Raw genomic sequence first — 13,600 nt, 5'->3', positions numbered from 1 at the left:
TCCTCTTGTAGGGCGACAAGGTAATTGCCGTCGCCCCAACTTGTTCCACCGCAAACTCCTTCCGCCAAAAATAAAAGTTCTTGCCGGCGAAAGCGGTCGGGCATCACCTGCCGATATAGGCGGCCAGTTCGTCCGGCGTCCCGTTCGGGAAGGCCTGTTTCAGAAAATCCAGGAACGCCGACACGCGCGGGCTGAGCAGCCGCCGGGAGGGGTAGAGCGTCCAAAGAGCGATCTCAGGGGCGTCGATGTCCCCCCAATTCACCAACGTGCCGTCAGCCAAATCGTGGGCCACCAACGAAATGGGAAGACGTGCCGCACCGACCCCCGCCCGCACCGCATCGCGCACCATAATGAGCGTTCCCAAAGCGAGGACCGGCTCGATTTTGATCGTCGACCGGCCACCCTCGGTCTTCACGTGCCATGTTTGCCGTTCGCCTTTCCCGCGCGCAACGGCAGGGGCCGGTCCACCGGTGCGAGGAAGGTGAGGGCTCGCCACGACGACCAGCCGGTCGCGGAGAAACGCCCGTCCGACCAAGCTTTCGTCGGGATCCGGGTTGACCCGGATCACCAGGTCGTAGCCTTCCTCGATCATGTCCACAGCCCGGTCCTCCGTCGTGACCTCCAGCCTCACCTCCGGAAATTTGAGGGCAAATCCCGCGGCGATCCTCCCCATCGCGGTCTGAGAAAAAAGCAGGGGCGCGCTGATCCGCAGTCTCCCCTTGGGTCTTTGACCGCCCGAGGCGATCGCCGCGGCCGTCTCGTCCAGTTCGGCAAGCAACGCCCCCGTCCGCTCGAAAAGCGCCCGTCCTTCCTCGGTCAGCTTCAGGTTACGCGCACCCCGTTCAAACAGGCGCAGGTCAAGGCTGCTCTCCAAGTCTCCAACGCGCCGCGACAGGGTTGCCTTGGGCCGGCCGGTGGCCCGTGCCGCCTTGCCGAAACCGCCATGGCGGGCAACGAGGTTGAAATCGGTGAGAGCCAGAATATCCATAGGTGTTCCACCAGTGAGACGGTGCGTCTAAAATTTCGGTCTGTTTGAGTGTTTGTGAGCCACACATATTGGGCCTGTCAAGCAACCCAACAGGAGAAATTCCATGACCATCCTTGTTACCGGCGCCACAGGCAATGTTGGCCGCCAAGTCGTCGAGCACCTCGTCAAGCGCGGCGCCGACGTCCGTGCTCTCGTCCGCGATCCGTCGAAAGCCAGCTTCCCGGCAGGCGTATCGGTCGCGCAAGGCGACTTTCTCGATGTCGATTCACTGCGCAAAGCCATGTCCGGCGTTTCCACCCTGTTCCTCTTGAACGCCGTGGTGCCGGACGAATTCACCCAGGCTTTGGTCGCGCTGAACGTCGCCCGATCGGCGGGCATCGAGCGGATCGTCTATCTCTCGGTGATCCATGCCGACGTGTATGTGAACGTGCCGCATTTCGCCGGCAAGTTCGGCGTCGAGCGAATGATCGAGCAGATGGGCTTCCAGGCTACGATCCTGCGCCCGGCCTATTTCATCCAGAACGACCTGATGATCGAAGACGTCATCACCGGCTACGGCACCTACACAATGCCGATCGGCGCCAAAGGCCTCGCCATGGTCGATGTGCGTGATATCGCCGAGATCGCCGCTCTCGAGCTGCTGCGCCGCGAACGGTCCGCGGAGCCGCTTGCGCTCGAGCGGATCAACCTCGTCGGTCCGCAGACACTGACCGGGACGGATATCGCGGCCATCTGGTCCGACGTGCTCGCCCGGCCGATCAGCTACGGCGGCGACAACACCGAAGGTTTCGAGCAGAATCTCAAGCAGTTCCTGCCTGCCTGGATGGCCTACGACATGCGCTTGATGGGCGAACGGTTCCTGACCGACGGCATGCTGCCCGAGGCCGGCGACGTGGAGCGCCTGACCGCGCTTCTGGGCCGCCCTCTGCGTCCCTATCGCGACTTCGCCTCACAAATCGCCGGCTCCGCCTGACGGAACGGCTCTGGTCATCACCCGGTTCAGAAACAGCAGGGCGGCCTTTTGAGAAGGCCCCCTGTTCAGCCGGTACCGTCTTACTGCAGGGTGGCCGGACCAGGCCCGTCGCGTTGGGCGATCATCCGCCCGCCATCGTCGCCACCGAGACCATCCACGAACAGGCCAGCCACGCCGTCGAAATTGGTGAGCCCGTCGAATTCAATTGCGGCGCCAATCAGCTGGGCTGCCTGGAAGACAAGGTATTCGACGTCCTCGAGGGCGATGTTTTCGGCCAGGTTCCTGACCCTTACATGTTCCGCCACCGCCGTGATGCTGACGATGCCGGTCTTCCTGAAGGCGATCTGGACCGCTGAACGGACGTCATCGCGCAGTCGCGCCGAGTAATCATACCGCATCGAAACCTCCCAAAGGGAACGGTTTTCTGTTCAGGTTGCACAATGCGGCAGAGGCTTCGTCTTGGCAAGTCACGAATTAAATAATATCTAAACAAATCAGCTAGTTAGCATAGTTATGCAAGTATGCGCCTTACGCCGAATACCATCAGGCTCATCATGTGCATGAGAAGCAGTTCACTCATCGCGAGGTCTTGACGCACTAGGAGCGCTTTTCTAACTATTAGGTAAGCGAGTTGAATACTCATTCGAGGTATCGGGATCCCGAGGGAGCGCGATGACTGAACTGGAACGCCCGGAACGGTTGCAGATCATGCTGACGTCAGACGAGCTGGCTGCGCTGGAAAACTGGCGCTTCGACAAGCGTATGCCGAGCCGTTCGGCCGCGGTCAGGGAATTGCTGCGGCGCGGGCTTGCCTCGGACGGCTTCCTGACGGCGGAGCAAGGGGCGAAGTCGCAAGACTTCGGCATCCTGCCAACCGCCGGCGGCAACGGCATTTCCGAAAGCGGCAAGGAGTAGCGGGTCACCGCGCGTGAGCCGCTCGAGTCCTTTCAGGCTGCCGGTCGCCGCAACGCGGTGCCGGCCGGCCCAGCGGACCATAACTCTCGATTCAGAGGATGTTGGTCGTCACTTCGACGACGATCGCGGCACCTTCCAGGCTGCCATTGGTGACGTGCACGACACGCGATACCCGCAGATCCTGCGTGGTTCCATCGATCGACAGCGCAACGCTTTCGCCGATCCGCGGAACCGCCTGAAAAACCGCGTCCGTGGCCTCCGGCCGGTTGTCGATCGAGATGCGGCAGTTGACGGTCATGAGATGTCTCCTGTGTCGGCCCGGTGGTCAACGCGGGGTCCGCGAAATGGTTTCAGGAGCCGGATGCAACTTGATGGCGCCCGGATCCGTAAAGCAGTAATTGCTCCATTGTTCATCGTAACGGAGCAACAGGGCTCGCCGGGGAGGGCGTTGGGGCTGCCCCGGCGAGCTTGATCCGCCTTACCAGGGGCGTGGCATCACCGGGGTATGGAGACGAGTTTCGGCGCTCGCAATTCCCCGGCCATCCTTGCCGCCTGGAAAATTGTCATCAAAACCAGGATGGGCTCACCCTCGGTCGGGTTGATGGTCAGCACGACGCGGCCAAGCTCGTCGCTCATGCCGCAAGACCAGTCCTTGACGGCTATCACCTTTCTCGCGGCCATATGCCGTTCTCCTGCACGGGAGGTTCTCTGCCGGCTACGCCGTCTGGAGTTGGTCGACAGAACCTTCGCCTGACATTGCAACCAGCCGAAATGCGGCAAATGCGGCCAATATCATGAAAACCGCCGTGACGTTCAGGGACATCGTCGACGCAAGGACGCCCCCGTCAAAGCAACTCAGTTCCATGCGCTGTACCCCTTCAAGCCACTGACGGCCTGGATGATGATCCTGCTTCGAGTGAAATACAAGCGCGCGCTAATGTGCTGAAGTCGGCTGGCCAGTCTGCGCGCGGCTCCGAACCAGCCAAGCGCTTGGTTGCTGGTTCCCGCTCAAGGGCTCGAACCTCGATTCACGCCTTCAAAGGGCGCTGTCCTACCATTAGACGAAGCGGGAAAATGCACGTTGCGCCCCACCCCTAGCCGGTTCGCGCGCCGGGATCAACGCACTGCGTCGGCAAAGCCGATTGGAAGCGCGGTGTCAGTCCGGAAAGTTGGTGACGGGTTCCTCGCAGCGGTAGACCGGGCAGCTGCCGTCACGGGTCGGGACATAGGCCGACATCGGCACCTCCGGCCAGTCGCATTCGTTGCCGAACTGCCTGACATAGCGGTCATAGGTGTTGGGGCCTGTGGTTAGCACCACGGCATGGCGGCTTTGGAGCAGTTGCCGGAGTTGGTCGCAACTCATCGTGCGGGTGTCGGGCCTGGCTTCGGCGAGGCCGGTCGCGGCCAGCAGGATCGCTGCCGTCATGAAGGCAATTCGGCGCATTGGCATGGCTGTTCCTCGAATGGAAGTATCGGCCGAAACTCGCATCCCGCCGGGTGGTTCCGCAACCGCCGGCTCGCCGTCTGTGGCAGCGCAACCAAATGGTCCGTCGTGCATTGCTGGGGATGGATGGCAGGAAGCCCTACAAAGCTCCGCAATGGCGGCCCGGAAGCGGGGATCGCGAGGCCATGTGCTGTTCCTTCTGCGGCGGACGCGACCACAGCTACGAGGACTGTCCGCAAAGGAATCCCGACGCCGATGCAGTGCCCGTTGCGCCGCCCAACGACGCCGGCTCCGAAGAAGCAGGCCGATGAGACGGACAGGGCGAAGCGGCCACCGGGCTTACAGCAGCTCGACTGGATCGGCATTTACGGCCGCAGAGGCATTGCCGAGATGGAGGGCCGGGCATTATCGTGACATGCGTGTCCGCGACCGCAAATGCGGAATGTTGCGCACCGACTGCAACCAAAATGCCCGGTCAGGCATTTCTGGCACGAGGGAAATCCTCACGCATGCCCGGACGCTGGCGGGAGGCGGCAAGGTGGGGCCACGACGGGGCAATGACAGAATTGGCAAGCGTCGATAGCCTGCTCGAAATCACTGCCCACGCTCGGCTGGCGGCGATTGTCGATTCGTCCTTCGACGCCATCGTCAGCAAGGACCTGAACAGCATCATCACCAGTTGGAACGCGGCGGCGCACCGCATGTTCGGCTACACCGCCGAAGAGGCCGTCGGCCGCTCCGTGCTCATGCTCATCCCCGATCATCTCAAGGATGAAGAGACCGACATCATCAGCCGGGTTCGCAAGGGCGAACTCCTGGCCAGCTATGAGACGATCCGCCGGCGCAAGGATGGCGGCCTCATCGCCGTGTCGCTGACCATTTCGCCGATCAGGAACGGGTCCGGCGAGATCATCGGCGCATCGAAGATCGCTCGCGACATCACCGCCAGCAAGGAGAGCGAGCGCCGGATCAGGCTTTTGCTCCGCGAGGTGAACCATCGCGTCAAGAACCAGTTCGCGGTGATCCTCTCGATGATCCGGGAGACCAGCAAACGCTCGACCGATCCGCGCGAGTTCGAGGAGATGATCCGTTCCCGCATCATGGCGCTGTCGCGGTCGCACGATCTGCTGGTGAACTCGGAATGGGCCGGCGCCAGCCTCTTCGACCTTGCCCAGGAGCAGCTCAAGCCGTTCGGCCACGAGGCGCGGGTATCGCTTTCCGGACCGCTTTTGACCCTGCAGCCGAATGCCGTGCAAAATCTCGGCATGGCGTTTCATGAACTCGGCACCAACTCTTCCAAATATGGCGCGCTGGCGAGCGAGGCCGGGCGGCTGGAGATCACCTGGCGGATCGTCGAAGGCGCTTCGGACAAGCTGGAAATCCATCTGCTCTGGGACGAGACGATGCCGGTGCGTGAGGGAGAGCGGCCCGGGGGGCGGCAAGACGAAACCACGCGCAAGGGTTTCGGCACCGTCGTCCTGCAACGGGTCGCGCCGCAATCGCTGAACGGCTTGGCGGTGCTGGATCGCAGCCCGGGCCATCTCAGCTGGTCGCTGACGGCGCCGCTGGATTCGATCATCGTTCCGCAGTTGGGCGCCGACCTGCCTGAAACCGAAACGTCCTGAGCCCATCAAGGGGAGGGCGAAGGTAACTCCGATCGCACGGAGATGCCGTGACTGGTTTCGCCGAAGAAGCCGGCCAGCAGATCGGCCGTCCGCGCCGGGTCCTCCTCGGGGAAGAAGTGTCCACCCGGCATCGCCTGGCCGCGCACATCCTCAGCCCAGCCGCGCCACAGCGCCAGTGGTCCGCCTTCGCCGGCATACCAATCCGCCAACGCGCCCTGACCGCTCCATAGCGCCAGCAGCGGGCAGCGGATGCGCCGGCCGGCTGCCTTGTCGGCATGGTCATGCTCGCGGTCGAGCGTGGCTGCCGCCCGATATTCCTCGCAGATGGCATGGGCGTGGGCAGGCGCACGCAGGGCCTCGACATAGGCCTGACGCACTTCGGCTGGAAACGCCGATGGCTGTGAGCCCCAGCCGTTGAGCGCATTGTCGACGATCGCCTCGGCGGCGCCGGACAGGATCTTTTCGGGCAATGGCTCGGGCTGCGCCAGCAGCGACCATGGCCAATAGCCCAGCGCCAGCCTGGCGTCGGCCCGGTCCCAGGCATAGGCGGTCGGCACGATGTCGAGAACGGCGAGCCTGTCGATGCTGCCCGGATGGTCGAGCGCCATGCGGTAGGCGACACGCCCGCCGCGATCATGGCCGGCGACCATGAAGCTGCTGAAACCCAGCTTCTCCATCAGCCTCACCAAATCGTCCGCCATGGCGCGCTTGGCATAGGGTGCGTGGTCCGGAGTGGACGCCGGACAGGAGCTGCTGCCATAGCCGCGCAAATCGGCGCAGACGACGCTGAACCGGCTGGCCAGAGCCGGCGCGATGTCGCGCCACATCAGATGCGTCTGCGGGAAGCCGTGCAGCAACAGCAATGGCGGCCCGGTCCCGGCACGCAGGCAGAATATGCCGGCATCGCCGGTGTCGATTTCCGCGCCTTGAAAATCTTCGAACATGACCGCCTCCGGCACGCGCAACGGCCGGCGAACGGGTTTGGTTGCAATGCCGCCCGGCGACGCGGCCAACCTTTTTCGTCGACAGGCGTTGTCCCTGTGAAGGGAAGGTCGCCGCGGGCGACCGTGAAAGAAAGAAGGAGGCAGTGATGAGAACTCTCGCCATCATGCCATTCGGCCTTATGCTGGCGCTGGCAGTGCCGGCCGCAGCCCAGCAGCAGAACGACAGCCAGGCGCCGCAGGCCGACAAATGCAGGGCTCAGACCGGGCAAGGGGCAAAACAGCAGCCTGAAAAGCAAGCCGATGACGGCAATTTGACCGCGAAGCTCAACGACTGCGGCGGCGTGCTGAAACCGCCCCCAACGGGAGACCAGGGCATGGCGGCGCCGGCCCCCGACGAAGGCAAGACGCCGGTGATCAAGCCGGGTGAAGTTCCACCCCAGCCGCCGAAGCAATAAACGCCGGCTCACTGGTATTATCGCACAAGCTAATGGAACCTCGTTTTCTCGGGAGCGTTTTTCTCACGACTTGGAATTTGGAGAGATTATCGTGAGAGATATTGCAGCCACAGCCACGTTGCTTGCGTCGATCGCCATCGTGATTGCATTGATTCTTCTGGTGCCGAAGAGCTTTGGATTCGAAACCTCTCAGCCGATTGTCCAGGGCGAGCTTCCAACGAAATGACAAAGCAGGCGAGGCACGACGTCTGCTTCCTTTGACACCTACCGCACCAAGACGCCGGCGTGGCTGCAGAGCGCTGCGAACGCTTCCTGCGCCTCGGCGGCGCCTCTCTGGGTTTCCAATGCGGCTTCGACCTTCTCGCGCGCCGCCTGGTAGAACGGGCCGCGCTTGGCCTGCGGCCAATCGATCAGGATTTCGCTGGCATCCCTGAGCGTGGCGACGTCGCGGATCGTGTCCGACCCATGCGGCTTGATCCGCATCGGTGTGGGCAAAATGAGCTCGGACATGTCCTGTTTTCCAACTACTGCAGGAGTTTTGCTTCGCGCGCGGCGTCGATCACCGCCCGCATCGCTTTTTCCGGCGGCGTCCAGCCATCCAGCGCATCGCGGCAGCTGCGCAACGCCGCCCGGTAGCGCCGTCCCTGGCCAGCCGGCCAGTCGCCGAGGCATTCCAGGCCTTCCCAGGCGCTGCGGACGATGCGCTCGCGCTCAGGCGCGAATTTCAGCCTGATGGGGCGGGGAAACATCTTGTCGTTCAACGGTCGTCTCCATGATTGCCGCAAGTCGCCGGGCGACATGCGTGAGAGGCGTCCGGTAACGTCGGCGGCAGGGCAGGGTTCCCTTGCCCGGAGATCAAATCTCTGCGTCGATGTCCGACAGCGATCTCGGCGTCGGCGCTTCGGCGTTGTACGTGGCTGGGCGGTCGTGCTCGAACTGTTCGGCGCCTGGCAAAGCGTGCAGCCAGGTCTCGCGCCTGGAGGTCCACAATTCATATTCGGGTACGAGATCGGTCGGCGCGATGTCGAGGCTGCCGATTGCCACCTCGGCCTCGTTGTCATCGACCCAGGCGACGCGGCCGCCGCATGTCGGGCAAAAGCTGCGCGTGCCATAGGAGCTGACGAGGCCGGTGGTCTCGAAGGCCTCGCGCGGCCAGATGGCAAAGGCCGAATAGACCGAACCGCCGGCCTTGCGGCAATCCTTGCAATGGCACAGGCCGACGCGCAGCGGCGCGCCGTGAACCTCGAACTGCACGCCGCCGCACAGGCAGCTGCCGGTCCTGCGTATGGTGTCGGACATGACAACCTCCCTCAATGCGTGGCGCTGCGGGCCGGGTGGGACAGATGCTCGTCTGCCGTTTCGTTGGCCAGGATGAGAAACCGGGAAAAAGACATCCTGTTCACCGTACCACCAGGCCCGGTTGACGCGGCCCGCAGCGTCTTCAACGCCGCCCAGGCGAAATGGTTTCGGCTAGCCGCGGGCCGCCATATGGGCGTCGAGCTTCTTGCGCGAGGGTCCGTAGCGCTTGATGATGGTCTGTGCCTCGCTTGGCGGAATGCCGTATTTGCGGGCAAAGGCGGCAACCTCGTAGGGCTCTTCGCCCGAGACCTGCTTGCGGTCCTGTTTCGTCTTCGACTTGTCGTCAGCCATCTCAGGCCTCGCTTTCTGTTGTCGGGGAAACGCGCAACCTTCGGCGCCCGCGATCAACACGACATAACACAGATCGGCGCCGCCGGTTCCACCAGGCGACACGGCCAGGCTGCAACCGGCCTGTATCAGGCAGATGGCCGCATCGGGTCGGCGTCGGCAGCGTGGTCGTCGTCACATTCGGAGCATGCCGCGCTGAGGCCGGGGCAGCCGCGCCGGTGGGTGCCGGCAGGGCAACAATGGCCGTTGGAACTCGTCCAGCGCGGACATTGGAAGACCTGGCCAGCGCCGCCGCAGCCGCTGCATTCCAGCGTCGCCGACCCCACGCCACGAGGTGTCGCCCCAAACCTGACGCTTGTTCGCAAATTTCAGCCCACCCAAAATTGCTGCACCGGCACACCGCTGCATTAGCCCCGGCTAACAATATCACATTCGTGATTACCAACAAGTTTCAATCGCGCGATGCGCCGGAAAGCCGTTCGGGCCGGCGTGTCGTCAGGCCGGCTTCAGCCGCATCGCGGCGAGATACATGAGCGCCGAGGCGGCCTGCCCGCGGTCCCAGCCGGCAGCCTCGACCTTGCGGAGCAGGGCGTCGAGATGCGGAGCCAGCATATCCCTGCATTCCTGTTCGTAGGCGGTGCTCATCGCCGGATGCCGCGGTGCGCCGATGGTCAATGCCTTGGCCATGTCCGTTTCCCCCTTTGAGCGAGCAACGCTATACCGTCGGCCGACAAACCGAAGATCGCTCCTTGCCGTCGGTGTGAGGCTTCGAAGCCTGCTTCGACCCGCGGCAAGCGCCCTGTCGAGAAAAATTGGCCTGGCGTGTCGGATCTGGCTCCAGTCGCGCGTCCTAGGAGCGAGCAACCTGCAAAGCTGGAGAACGAGCATGTCGTCGCAAATCACTCAATCGCCGTGGCAGACCGCGGCCCTTCTCATCGCCCGGCTGATTTTCGCCGGCGTCTTCCTGATGGCCGTGACGTTCAAATTCATGGGCATGGCGGCCACCGCCGGCTATATCGCCGCCGCCGGCTTTCCGTTTCCGCTGTTTCTGGCCTGGTGCGCGGCGATCCTGGAAGTCGCGCTGATGCTCTGCTTCCTGACCGGCGCCTTCTTCACGCAGGCGGCCCTGGTGGCCGCCGCCTATGTGCTGTTCCTGGCCTTTGCCTTCCACGGACCCAGCCACTGGGCCGGCAACCAGGCCGAGTTCGGCTTCTTCATCGACCATTTTTCGTTCCTGGCCGGACTGCTGTTTGCGGCGGTGCATGGACCGGGCAAGGTGCTTTCGCTCAATTTGGGATGGCCGGGCAGGGCTTGAGGCGAGGCCGGTCGGCCCCCGCGCGAAGGACGCGCGCCGGGCCCGGCACCGCTCACAGCTGGTCGTTGTAGGGTTCCTTAATCTTGCCGACCATGCGGGCCAGCTTTGAGAAGGACGGCAGCTCCGCCTCCGGCTGGCACTGGTTGGCGAGTTCCAGCAGCCGGATCGGAAAGTTGACGGCGTCGCGGCTGGATGCGGACATACCTTCGGATCGTTCCTCGTTGGTTTCGCCGGCCTCGGTCTTGCGCAGGGCCAGGTCGATTTCCTCCGCCGTCAGCACCCCCTTTTGAACCAGGAGACGATTGATCGAGGCGACGGCCATCAACAGGCCTTCGAGTTGCAGGTTGGCGACATTCATGGCGATTGCTCCCGTGGCTGGGGTTGAAACGCACGAGCGGCATTTCCGCTCCAGAAAGTCTGCGGGCGAACGCCTATTCCTGCGTCAGCCGTTCGCCATATTCGCGCCACAGCGCCTTGACCTCCAGCTTGCCGAGGCTGCCGATCGAAACATCCCCACAGCTGATGGCGACGGCGCCGACGTCGTAGTGGGGGTAGGCGTTGGCGACGAAACGGATGGCTTCGCCCAGCGAACGCACGCGGATGACTGGATCGGCCTGACCCTGGCCGGTGCTGCGCACCCCGGAAACCGTGGCTGGTGCATGCCGCATCCTGAACACGGATGCCATGGCTGGTCTGTCCATCGTCCTCTCCACAAGGCCGTGCGACGGGAATCATTCCATGAGCTTCGACGAATGATTTCACACCTGCCGGCTTATGACCAGCCGCCGGCAAAAGCAGGGTTTTACGCGCTTTGCCAGCGTCGCTCAGCGCGGGAGTTTCGACCAGACTAGGAATTTTTTCTCAGAAAGTGGTTGACGGGGTGAGTGCAGCTATGCTACATTTTTGCCCATGGTGCTGAGTTGCGCCACCGACCCGCCGCCGAGGCGGTTTTTTTGTTTCTGGACCGGTTTCATTTGCGCCACATGGAAACGTCGGCGGGACAGCGGGGGCGCCAACGAATGCCATCCTTCGCCCGATGACTCATTTCGCGATCCGAGAGACACCCATGACCCGCTACGCCACGATCACCGATGCTGACGGCCAGGAAATCGTCAGCGCCATCGGCGAATTCGAAGGCACTGCGCCGCAGCCATGCCTGGGACGTGTCGAGCAGGTGGCACCCGGCGTAAAGATCGGCGTGGTGCGGGATGCGGCCGGGTTCGACCGAATTAGGAATTTTTTCTCAGAAAACGGTTGACGGGGTGAGTGCAGCTATGCTACATTTTTGCCCATGGTGCTGAGTTGCGCCAACGACCCGCCGCCGAGGCGGGTTTTTTGTTTCTGGGCTAGACATGTCGGCGGGACAGCGCCCCCCTCTGTCTTGCCGGACATCTCCCCCACACGGGGGAGATTGGCAGTTTCAGCGCCCCGCCGGCCTTTGCAACGTTGATGTTGGCGAACCCGGCGTGACAGCCGATCTCCCCACCCGTGGGGGAGATGTCCGGCAAGACAGAGGGGGGCGCCAAGGAATGCCATCCTTCGCCCGATGACTCATTTCGCAATCCGAGAGACACCCATGACCCGCTACGCCACGATCATCACCGATGCTGACGGCCAGGAAATCGTCAGCGCCATCGGCGAATTCGAAGGCGCCGCACCGCAGCCACGCCTGGGGCGTGTCGAGCAGGTCGCACCCGGCATAAAGATCGGTATGGTGCGGGATGCGGCCGGCGGCTTTTGTTTTCCGCAGGCCGGCATTGCCGGACCCCTCGGTCTCTTCATGGCGCGACTCAAGGCGCGGGCCGGTGCGGCAAAGCCTGTCGGTGCGGCGAATCCCGCCCAGGCGACAGGGCCGAAGCGCGCCAAGAAGGCAAAGAGGAAAACGGTTCGCTCGAAGAAGCGAGCCAGCCGGCCCGGACCGGCGGCGCCCAAGGTCGAAATGGTTTCCGCTGCCGGTGCCAGCGCCATGGACCAGGTCCATGACTGATAAAACCGCAACCGGGCCGACGCGCCGCAAGCCGGCGAGACGCAGGCCCGCCGCCAAACCGGCCGCGACACAGAAGCCGCCCCGCAAGCGCGCCAAGAAAACACTGGGCGACGATTTCCTGGCCGCCGTGCGCGCCGATTTCCGTACACATGGCGCCGGCGTCATCGCCGAAGTGCGGGCCGACAAGCCGGACCAGTATCTGAAGATCGTGCTGTCGGTGCTGCCCAAGGATTTCGATGCCAAGATCAACCAAATGGACGGCCTGAGCGATGACGAAATCCGCAGCCGCATCCGCGCCCTCGAGGCCGTCGTCAAGCCGTTCCTCGAAGAGCCCGGTGATGTCCGTGAAGACGGAATATCTGGCGCTGCTGACGGAACTGGACAGACGGCGCCGGACCAATCAACTGGCGGCCTATAGACCGTATCTGACGCTGCCGGCGGTTTCCTACGCCAGGATCGCCGGCCTGCCGATGCCCGATCCCGCCGACGACACCACCACGCTGGCGGCCGCCTTCCTGATCGGCGTCTGTGCGATGTGGATTTCGGACGTGCTGTTCGAGTTTGTGGTGCGGAGATTCAAACCGGGGGTGGAGGAGTAGCTGTTGGCACCGCGTCGTCTGTTGGCTGCTGCCTGACGGAATTACCGAGACAGGTGGACCTGGCGCGGCGTGGCTCTCATTTCCAGGACCGACCGCTGCCCGCTTCGGCTCACGCCGGGCGGGCTTTTTTGCATTTCCGATCGGCCATTGCTGAGCGGCATTCGAGTTGACCGGTCTCGTCGTCGTCCGTTGTGATAAGCAAGTTAATCATGTCGGTTATGCATAATGATTATTGTTAACTTTTGATTGAAGCACCGAAACTAGATAAAGACTTGAGCGGATGAAGTGTTCATATATTGTTAAGCAAGAGGTAGACCACAGAAGACGGAAGCCATCTCCATCATCAAACGGGAGTAGCTTTCATGAACAAGTTCACTGTTATTTTCGCCGCTGTTGCAGTTGCATCGTCCGTTGGAGCCGCCGAGGCAGGTTGTGGGTGCGGAGGTTCGGGCGGCTGGGGAGGCAATTCGAGCAGCCTGATCAATGTTTCGCCGTCCATCGACCTTGGCAAGATCACCGCGCTGAACGACGTGCTCAGCGGCAACAACATCCTGAGCGGCAATGTCGTCTCAGGCATTCTGAACGGCAACAAGACCGGCATCGTCGGTGGCGTTCTGAGCGGGCTCGGCGTGAACCTGCTGGGCGGCAACAGCTACAGGCTGGGCAAGCGCCACTAGTCCGGCGCTGCATTTCAACTGTCGAAGGCAA

At 63.0% G+C, this 13,600-nt stretch carries 24 protein-coding genes and 1 tRNA gene; 11 read left to right on the top strand and 14 right to left on the bottom strand.

Translation table 11 applies throughout. The features are described from left to right. Positions 1 to 103: 103 nt before the first annotated feature. Positions 104 to 988, bottom strand: coding sequence for a LysR family transcriptional regulator (locus tag AC0L2D_RS03305; RefSeq protein ID WP_013530764.1), 885 nt, complete (start codon positions 986 to 988; stop codon positions 104 to 106). 103 nt (positions 989 to 1,091) lie between these two features. Between AC0L2D_RS03305 and AC0L2D_RS03300 the strand changes: the two genes are divergently transcribed. Beyond that, complete coding sequence (locus AC0L2D_RS03300) at positions 1,092 to 1,961, top strand: NmrA/HSCARG family protein (RefSeq protein WP_013530765.1); 870 nt, start codon at positions 1,092 to 1,094, stop codon at positions 1,959 to 1,961. Between the two features lie 80 nt (positions 1,962 to 2,041). On the opposite strand, the gene AC0L2D_RS03295 is transcribed toward AC0L2D_RS03300, so the two are convergent. Continuing rightward, entirely contained in the window at positions 2,042 to 2,359 is a 318-nt protein-coding gene (locus AC0L2D_RS03295) for a hypothetical protein (RefSeq protein ID WP_013530766.1), read from the bottom strand. Between the two features lie 274 nt (positions 2,360 to 2,633). Between AC0L2D_RS03295 and AC0L2D_RS03290 the strand changes: the two genes are divergently transcribed. Continuing rightward, positions 2,634 to 2,876 carry a hypothetical protein gene (locus tag AC0L2D_RS03290; RefSeq protein WP_013530767.1) on the top strand — a complete coding sequence of 81 codons (243 nt, stop codon included), beginning with the start codon at positions 2,634 to 2,636 and terminating at the stop codon, positions 2,874 to 2,876. Positions 2,877 to 2,967: 91 nt separating this feature from the next. On the opposite strand, the gene AC0L2D_RS03285 is transcribed toward AC0L2D_RS03290, so the two are convergent. From AC0L2D_RS03285 to AC0L2D_RS03270, 4 genes are all read right to left on the bottom strand, one after another. After that, the gene (locus AC0L2D_RS03285; protein WP_013530768.1) at positions 2,968 to 3,174 is read right to left on the bottom strand and encodes a hypothetical protein; all 207 of its coding nucleotides are present in this window, start codon (positions 3,172 to 3,174) and stop codon (positions 2,968 to 2,970) included. 197 nt (positions 3,175 to 3,371) lie between these two features. Further along, on the bottom strand, positions 3,372 to 3,557 hold the full coding sequence (locus AC0L2D_RS03280; RefSeq protein WP_013530769.1) for a hypothetical protein: 186 nt from the start codon (positions 3,555 to 3,557) through the stop codon (positions 3,372 to 3,374). Between the two features lie 317 nt (positions 3,558 to 3,874). Beyond that, positions 3,875 to 3,948 (bottom strand) — tRNA-Gln (locus tag AC0L2D_RS03275). Between the two features lie 84 nt (positions 3,949 to 4,032). Next, positions 4,033 to 4,326, bottom strand: a complete 294-nt coding sequence (locus tag AC0L2D_RS03270; RefSeq protein ID WP_063172570.1) for a hypothetical protein — start codon at positions 4,324 to 4,326, stop codon at positions 4,033 to 4,035. A 551-nt stretch (positions 4,327 to 4,877) separates the two neighbouring features. On the opposite strand from AC0L2D_RS03270, the gene AC0L2D_RS03265 reads away from it, so the two are divergent. Continuing rightward, complete coding sequence (locus AC0L2D_RS03265; protein ID WP_064994059.1) at positions 4,878 to 5,945, top strand: sensor histidine kinase; 1,068 nt, start codon at positions 4,878 to 4,880, stop codon at positions 5,943 to 5,945. A 5-nt stretch (positions 5,946 to 5,950) separates the two neighbouring features. Here the strand turns inward: AC0L2D_RS03265 and AC0L2D_RS03260 are convergent, their stop codons facing one another. Continuing rightward, positions 5,951 to 6,889: an alpha/beta fold hydrolase gene (locus AC0L2D_RS03260; RefSeq protein ID WP_473540345.1), complete on the bottom strand. Its 939-nt coding sequence runs from the start codon at positions 6,887 to 6,889 to the stop codon at positions 5,951 to 5,953. Positions 6,890 to 7,035: 146 nt separating this feature from the next. Between AC0L2D_RS03260 and AC0L2D_RS03255 the strand changes: the two genes are divergently transcribed. After that, a complete protein-coding gene (locus AC0L2D_RS03255) occupies positions 7,036 to 7,344 on the top strand; it encodes a hypothetical protein (protein ID WP_127370214.1) in 309 nt (102 codons plus the stop codon). Between the two features lie 91 nt (positions 7,345 to 7,435). Next, a complete protein-coding gene (locus AC0L2D_RS03250; protein WP_263484935.1) occupies positions 7,436 to 7,570 on the top strand; it encodes a hypothetical protein in 135 nt (44 codons plus the stop codon). Positions 7,571 to 7,608: 38 nt separating this feature from the next. Here the strand turns inward: AC0L2D_RS03250 and AC0L2D_RS03245 are convergent, their stop codons facing one another. From AC0L2D_RS03245 to AC0L2D_RS03225, 5 genes are all read right to left on the bottom strand, one after another. Continuing rightward, the gene (locus tag AC0L2D_RS03245) at positions 7,609 to 7,854 is read right to left on the bottom strand and encodes a DUF982 domain-containing protein (protein WP_127384746.1); all 246 of its coding nucleotides are present in this window, start codon (positions 7,852 to 7,854) and stop codon (positions 7,609 to 7,611) included. A gap of 14 nt (positions 7,855 to 7,868) precedes the next feature. Then, complete coding sequence (locus AC0L2D_RS03240) at positions 7,869 to 8,105, bottom strand: DUF982 domain-containing protein (protein ID WP_013530775.1); 237 nt, start codon at positions 8,103 to 8,105, stop codon at positions 7,869 to 7,871. A gap of 94 nt (positions 8,106 to 8,199) precedes the next feature. After that, positions 8,200 to 8,643, bottom strand: a complete 444-nt coding sequence (locus AC0L2D_RS03235) for a GFA family protein (protein WP_127370569.1) — start codon at positions 8,641 to 8,643, stop codon at positions 8,200 to 8,202. A 171-nt stretch (positions 8,644 to 8,814) separates the two neighbouring features. Continuing rightward, the gene (locus AC0L2D_RS03230) at positions 8,815 to 8,994 is read right to left on the bottom strand and encodes a DUF3606 domain-containing protein (RefSeq protein WP_013530777.1); all 180 of its coding nucleotides are present in this window, start codon (positions 8,992 to 8,994) and stop codon (positions 8,815 to 8,817) included. Between the two features lie 492 nt (positions 8,995 to 9,486). Next, positions 9,487 to 9,678, bottom strand: a complete 192-nt coding sequence (locus tag AC0L2D_RS03225) for a hypothetical protein (RefSeq protein WP_013530778.1) — start codon at positions 9,676 to 9,678, stop codon at positions 9,487 to 9,489. Positions 9,679 to 9,877: 199 nt separating this feature from the next. Between AC0L2D_RS03225 and AC0L2D_RS03220 the strand changes: the two genes are divergently transcribed. After that, complete coding sequence (locus AC0L2D_RS03220; RefSeq protein ID WP_275952656.1) at positions 9,878 to 10,306, top strand: DoxX family protein; 429 nt, start codon at positions 9,878 to 9,880, stop codon at positions 10,304 to 10,306. Positions 10,307 to 10,358: 52 nt separating this feature from the next. On the opposite strand, the gene AC0L2D_RS03215 is transcribed toward AC0L2D_RS03220, so the two are convergent. Together AC0L2D_RS03215 and AC0L2D_RS03210 are read right to left on the bottom strand one after the other, a co-directional pair. Beyond that, positions 10,359 to 10,664: a hypothetical protein gene (locus AC0L2D_RS03215; protein ID WP_013530780.1), complete on the bottom strand. Its 306-nt coding sequence runs from the start codon at positions 10,662 to 10,664 to the stop codon at positions 10,359 to 10,361. 73 nt (positions 10,665 to 10,737) lie between these two features. Next, positions 10,738 to 11,007: a hypothetical protein gene (locus AC0L2D_RS03210; RefSeq protein ID WP_275952658.1), complete on the bottom strand. Its 270-nt coding sequence runs from the start codon at positions 11,005 to 11,007 to the stop codon at positions 10,738 to 10,740. A 365-nt stretch (positions 11,008 to 11,372) separates the two neighbouring features. Here AC0L2D_RS03210 and AC0L2D_RS03205 point away from each other — a divergent pair, with 365 nt between their 5' ends. The 5 genes from AC0L2D_RS03205 (at position 11,373) to AC0L2D_RS03185 (ending at position 13,569) form a co-directional block, all read left to right on the top strand. After that, positions 11,373 to 11,564, top strand: a complete 192-nt coding sequence (locus AC0L2D_RS03205) for a hypothetical protein (RefSeq protein ID WP_027160735.1) — start codon at positions 11,373 to 11,375, stop codon at positions 11,562 to 11,564. A 318-nt stretch (positions 11,565 to 11,882) separates the two neighbouring features. Next, positions 11,883 to 12,293 (top strand): hypothetical protein, encoded by a 411-nt coding sequence (locus AC0L2D_RS03200; protein WP_473540344.1) that lies wholly within the window; start codon positions 11,883 to 11,885, stop codon positions 12,291 to 12,293. Next, on the top strand, positions 12,286 to 12,711 hold the full coding sequence (locus tag AC0L2D_RS03195; protein ID WP_275952660.1) for a hypothetical protein: 426 nt from the start codon (positions 12,286 to 12,288) through the stop codon (positions 12,709 to 12,711). The genes AC0L2D_RS03200 and AC0L2D_RS03195 overlap by 8 nt, the downstream gene beginning before the upstream one ends. Next, the gene (locus AC0L2D_RS03190) at positions 12,632 to 12,892 is read left to right on the top strand and encodes a hypothetical protein (RefSeq protein WP_473540343.1); all 261 of its coding nucleotides are present in this window, start codon (positions 12,632 to 12,634) and stop codon (positions 12,890 to 12,892) included. Before AC0L2D_RS03195 ends, AC0L2D_RS03190 begins: the two co-directional genes overlap by 80 nt. Before the next feature lie 362 nt (positions 12,893 to 13,254). Further along, positions 13,255 to 13,569, top strand: coding sequence for a hypothetical protein (locus AC0L2D_RS03185; RefSeq protein WP_013530790.1), 315 nt, complete (start codon positions 13,255 to 13,257; stop codon positions 13,567 to 13,569). Positions 13,570 to 13,600 lie beyond the last annotated feature (31 nt).

Source organism: Mesorhizobium sp. WSM4833, from assembly GCF_055811095.1.
The sequence above is the reverse complement of the archived record's forward strand: the minus strand, read 5'-3'. Positions and strand labels throughout refer to the sequence as shown.

Bases quoted from the DNA above. Each gene is read 5' to 3' on its own strand.
- AC0L2D_RS03260 (WP_473540345.1), bottom strand. From the start codon at position 6,889: ATGTTCGAAGATTTTCAAGGCGCGGAAATCGACACCGGCGATGCCGGC.
- AC0L2D_RS03280 (WP_013530769.1), bottom strand. From the start codon at position 3,557: ATGGCCGCGAGAAAGGTGATAGCCGTCAAGGACTGGTCTTGCGGCATG.
- AC0L2D_RS03230 (WP_013530777.1), bottom strand. From the start codon at position 8,994: ATGGCTGACGACAAGTCGAAGACGAAACAGGACCGCAAGCAGGTCTCG.
- AC0L2D_RS03235 (WP_127370569.1), bottom strand. From the start codon at position 8,643: ATGTCCGACACCATACGCAGGACCGGCAGCTGCCTGTGCGGCGGCGTG.
- AC0L2D_RS03270 (WP_063172570.1), bottom strand. From the start codon at position 4,326: ATGCCAATGCGCCGAATTGCCTTCATGACGGCAGCGATCCTGCTGGCC.
- AC0L2D_RS03200 (WP_473540344.1), top strand. From the start codon at position 11,883: ATGACCCGCTACGCCACGATCATCACCGATGCTGACGGCCAGGAAATC.
- AC0L2D_RS03255 (WP_127370214.1), top strand. From the start codon at position 7,036: ATGAGAACTCTCGCCATCATGCCATTCGGCCTTATGCTGGCGCTGGCA.
- AC0L2D_RS03190 (WP_473540343.1), top strand. From the start codon at position 12,632: ATGTCCGTGAAGACGGAATATCTGGCGCTGCTGACGGAACTGGACAGA.
- AC0L2D_RS03195 (WP_275952660.1), top strand. From the start codon at position 12,286: ATGACTGATAAAACCGCAACCGGGCCGACGCGCCGCAAGCCGGCGAGA.
- AC0L2D_RS03285 (WP_013530768.1), bottom strand. From the start codon at position 3,174: ATGACCGTCAACTGCCGCATCTCGATCGACAACCGGCCGGAGGCCACG.
- AC0L2D_RS03245 (WP_127384746.1), bottom strand. From the start codon at position 7,854: ATGTCCGAGCTCATTTTGCCCACACCGATGCGGATCAAGCCGCATGGG.
- AC0L2D_RS03185 (WP_013530790.1), top strand. From the start codon at position 13,255: ATGAACAAGTTCACTGTTATTTTCGCCGCTGTTGCAGTTGCATCGTCC.
- AC0L2D_RS03290 (WP_013530767.1), top strand. From the start codon at position 2,634: ATGACTGAACTGGAACGCCCGGAACGGTTGCAGATCATGCTGACGTCA.
- AC0L2D_RS03225 (WP_013530778.1), bottom strand. From the start codon at position 9,678: ATGGCCAAGGCATTGACCATCGGCGCACCGCGGCATCCGGCGATGAGC.
- AC0L2D_RS03295 (WP_013530766.1), bottom strand. From the start codon at position 2,359: ATGCGGTATGATTACTCGGCGCGACTGCGCGATGACGTCCGTTCAGCG.
- AC0L2D_RS03215 (WP_013530780.1), bottom strand. From the start codon at position 10,664: ATGAATGTCGCCAACCTGCAACTCGAAGGCCTGTTGATGGCCGTCGCC.
- AC0L2D_RS03265 (WP_064994059.1), top strand. From the start codon at position 4,878: ATGACAGAATTGGCAAGCGTCGATAGCCTGCTCGAAATCACTGCCCAC.
- AC0L2D_RS03300 (WP_013530765.1), top strand. From the start codon at position 1,092: ATGACCATCCTTGTTACCGGCGCCACAGGCAATGTTGGCCGCCAAGTC.
- AC0L2D_RS03220 (WP_275952656.1), top strand. From the start codon at position 9,878: ATGTCGTCGCAAATCACTCAATCGCCGTGGCAGACCGCGGCCCTTCTC.
- AC0L2D_RS03205 (WP_027160735.1), top strand. From the start codon at position 11,373: ATGACCCGCTACGCCACGATCACCGATGCTGACGGCCAGGAAATCGTC.
- AC0L2D_RS03210 (WP_275952658.1), bottom strand. From the start codon at position 11,007: ATGGACAGACCAGCCATGGCATCCGTGTTCAGGATGCGGCATGCACCA.
- AC0L2D_RS03305 (WP_013530764.1), bottom strand. From the start codon at position 988: ATGGATATTCTGGCTCTCACCGATTTCAACCTCGTTGCCCGCCATGGC.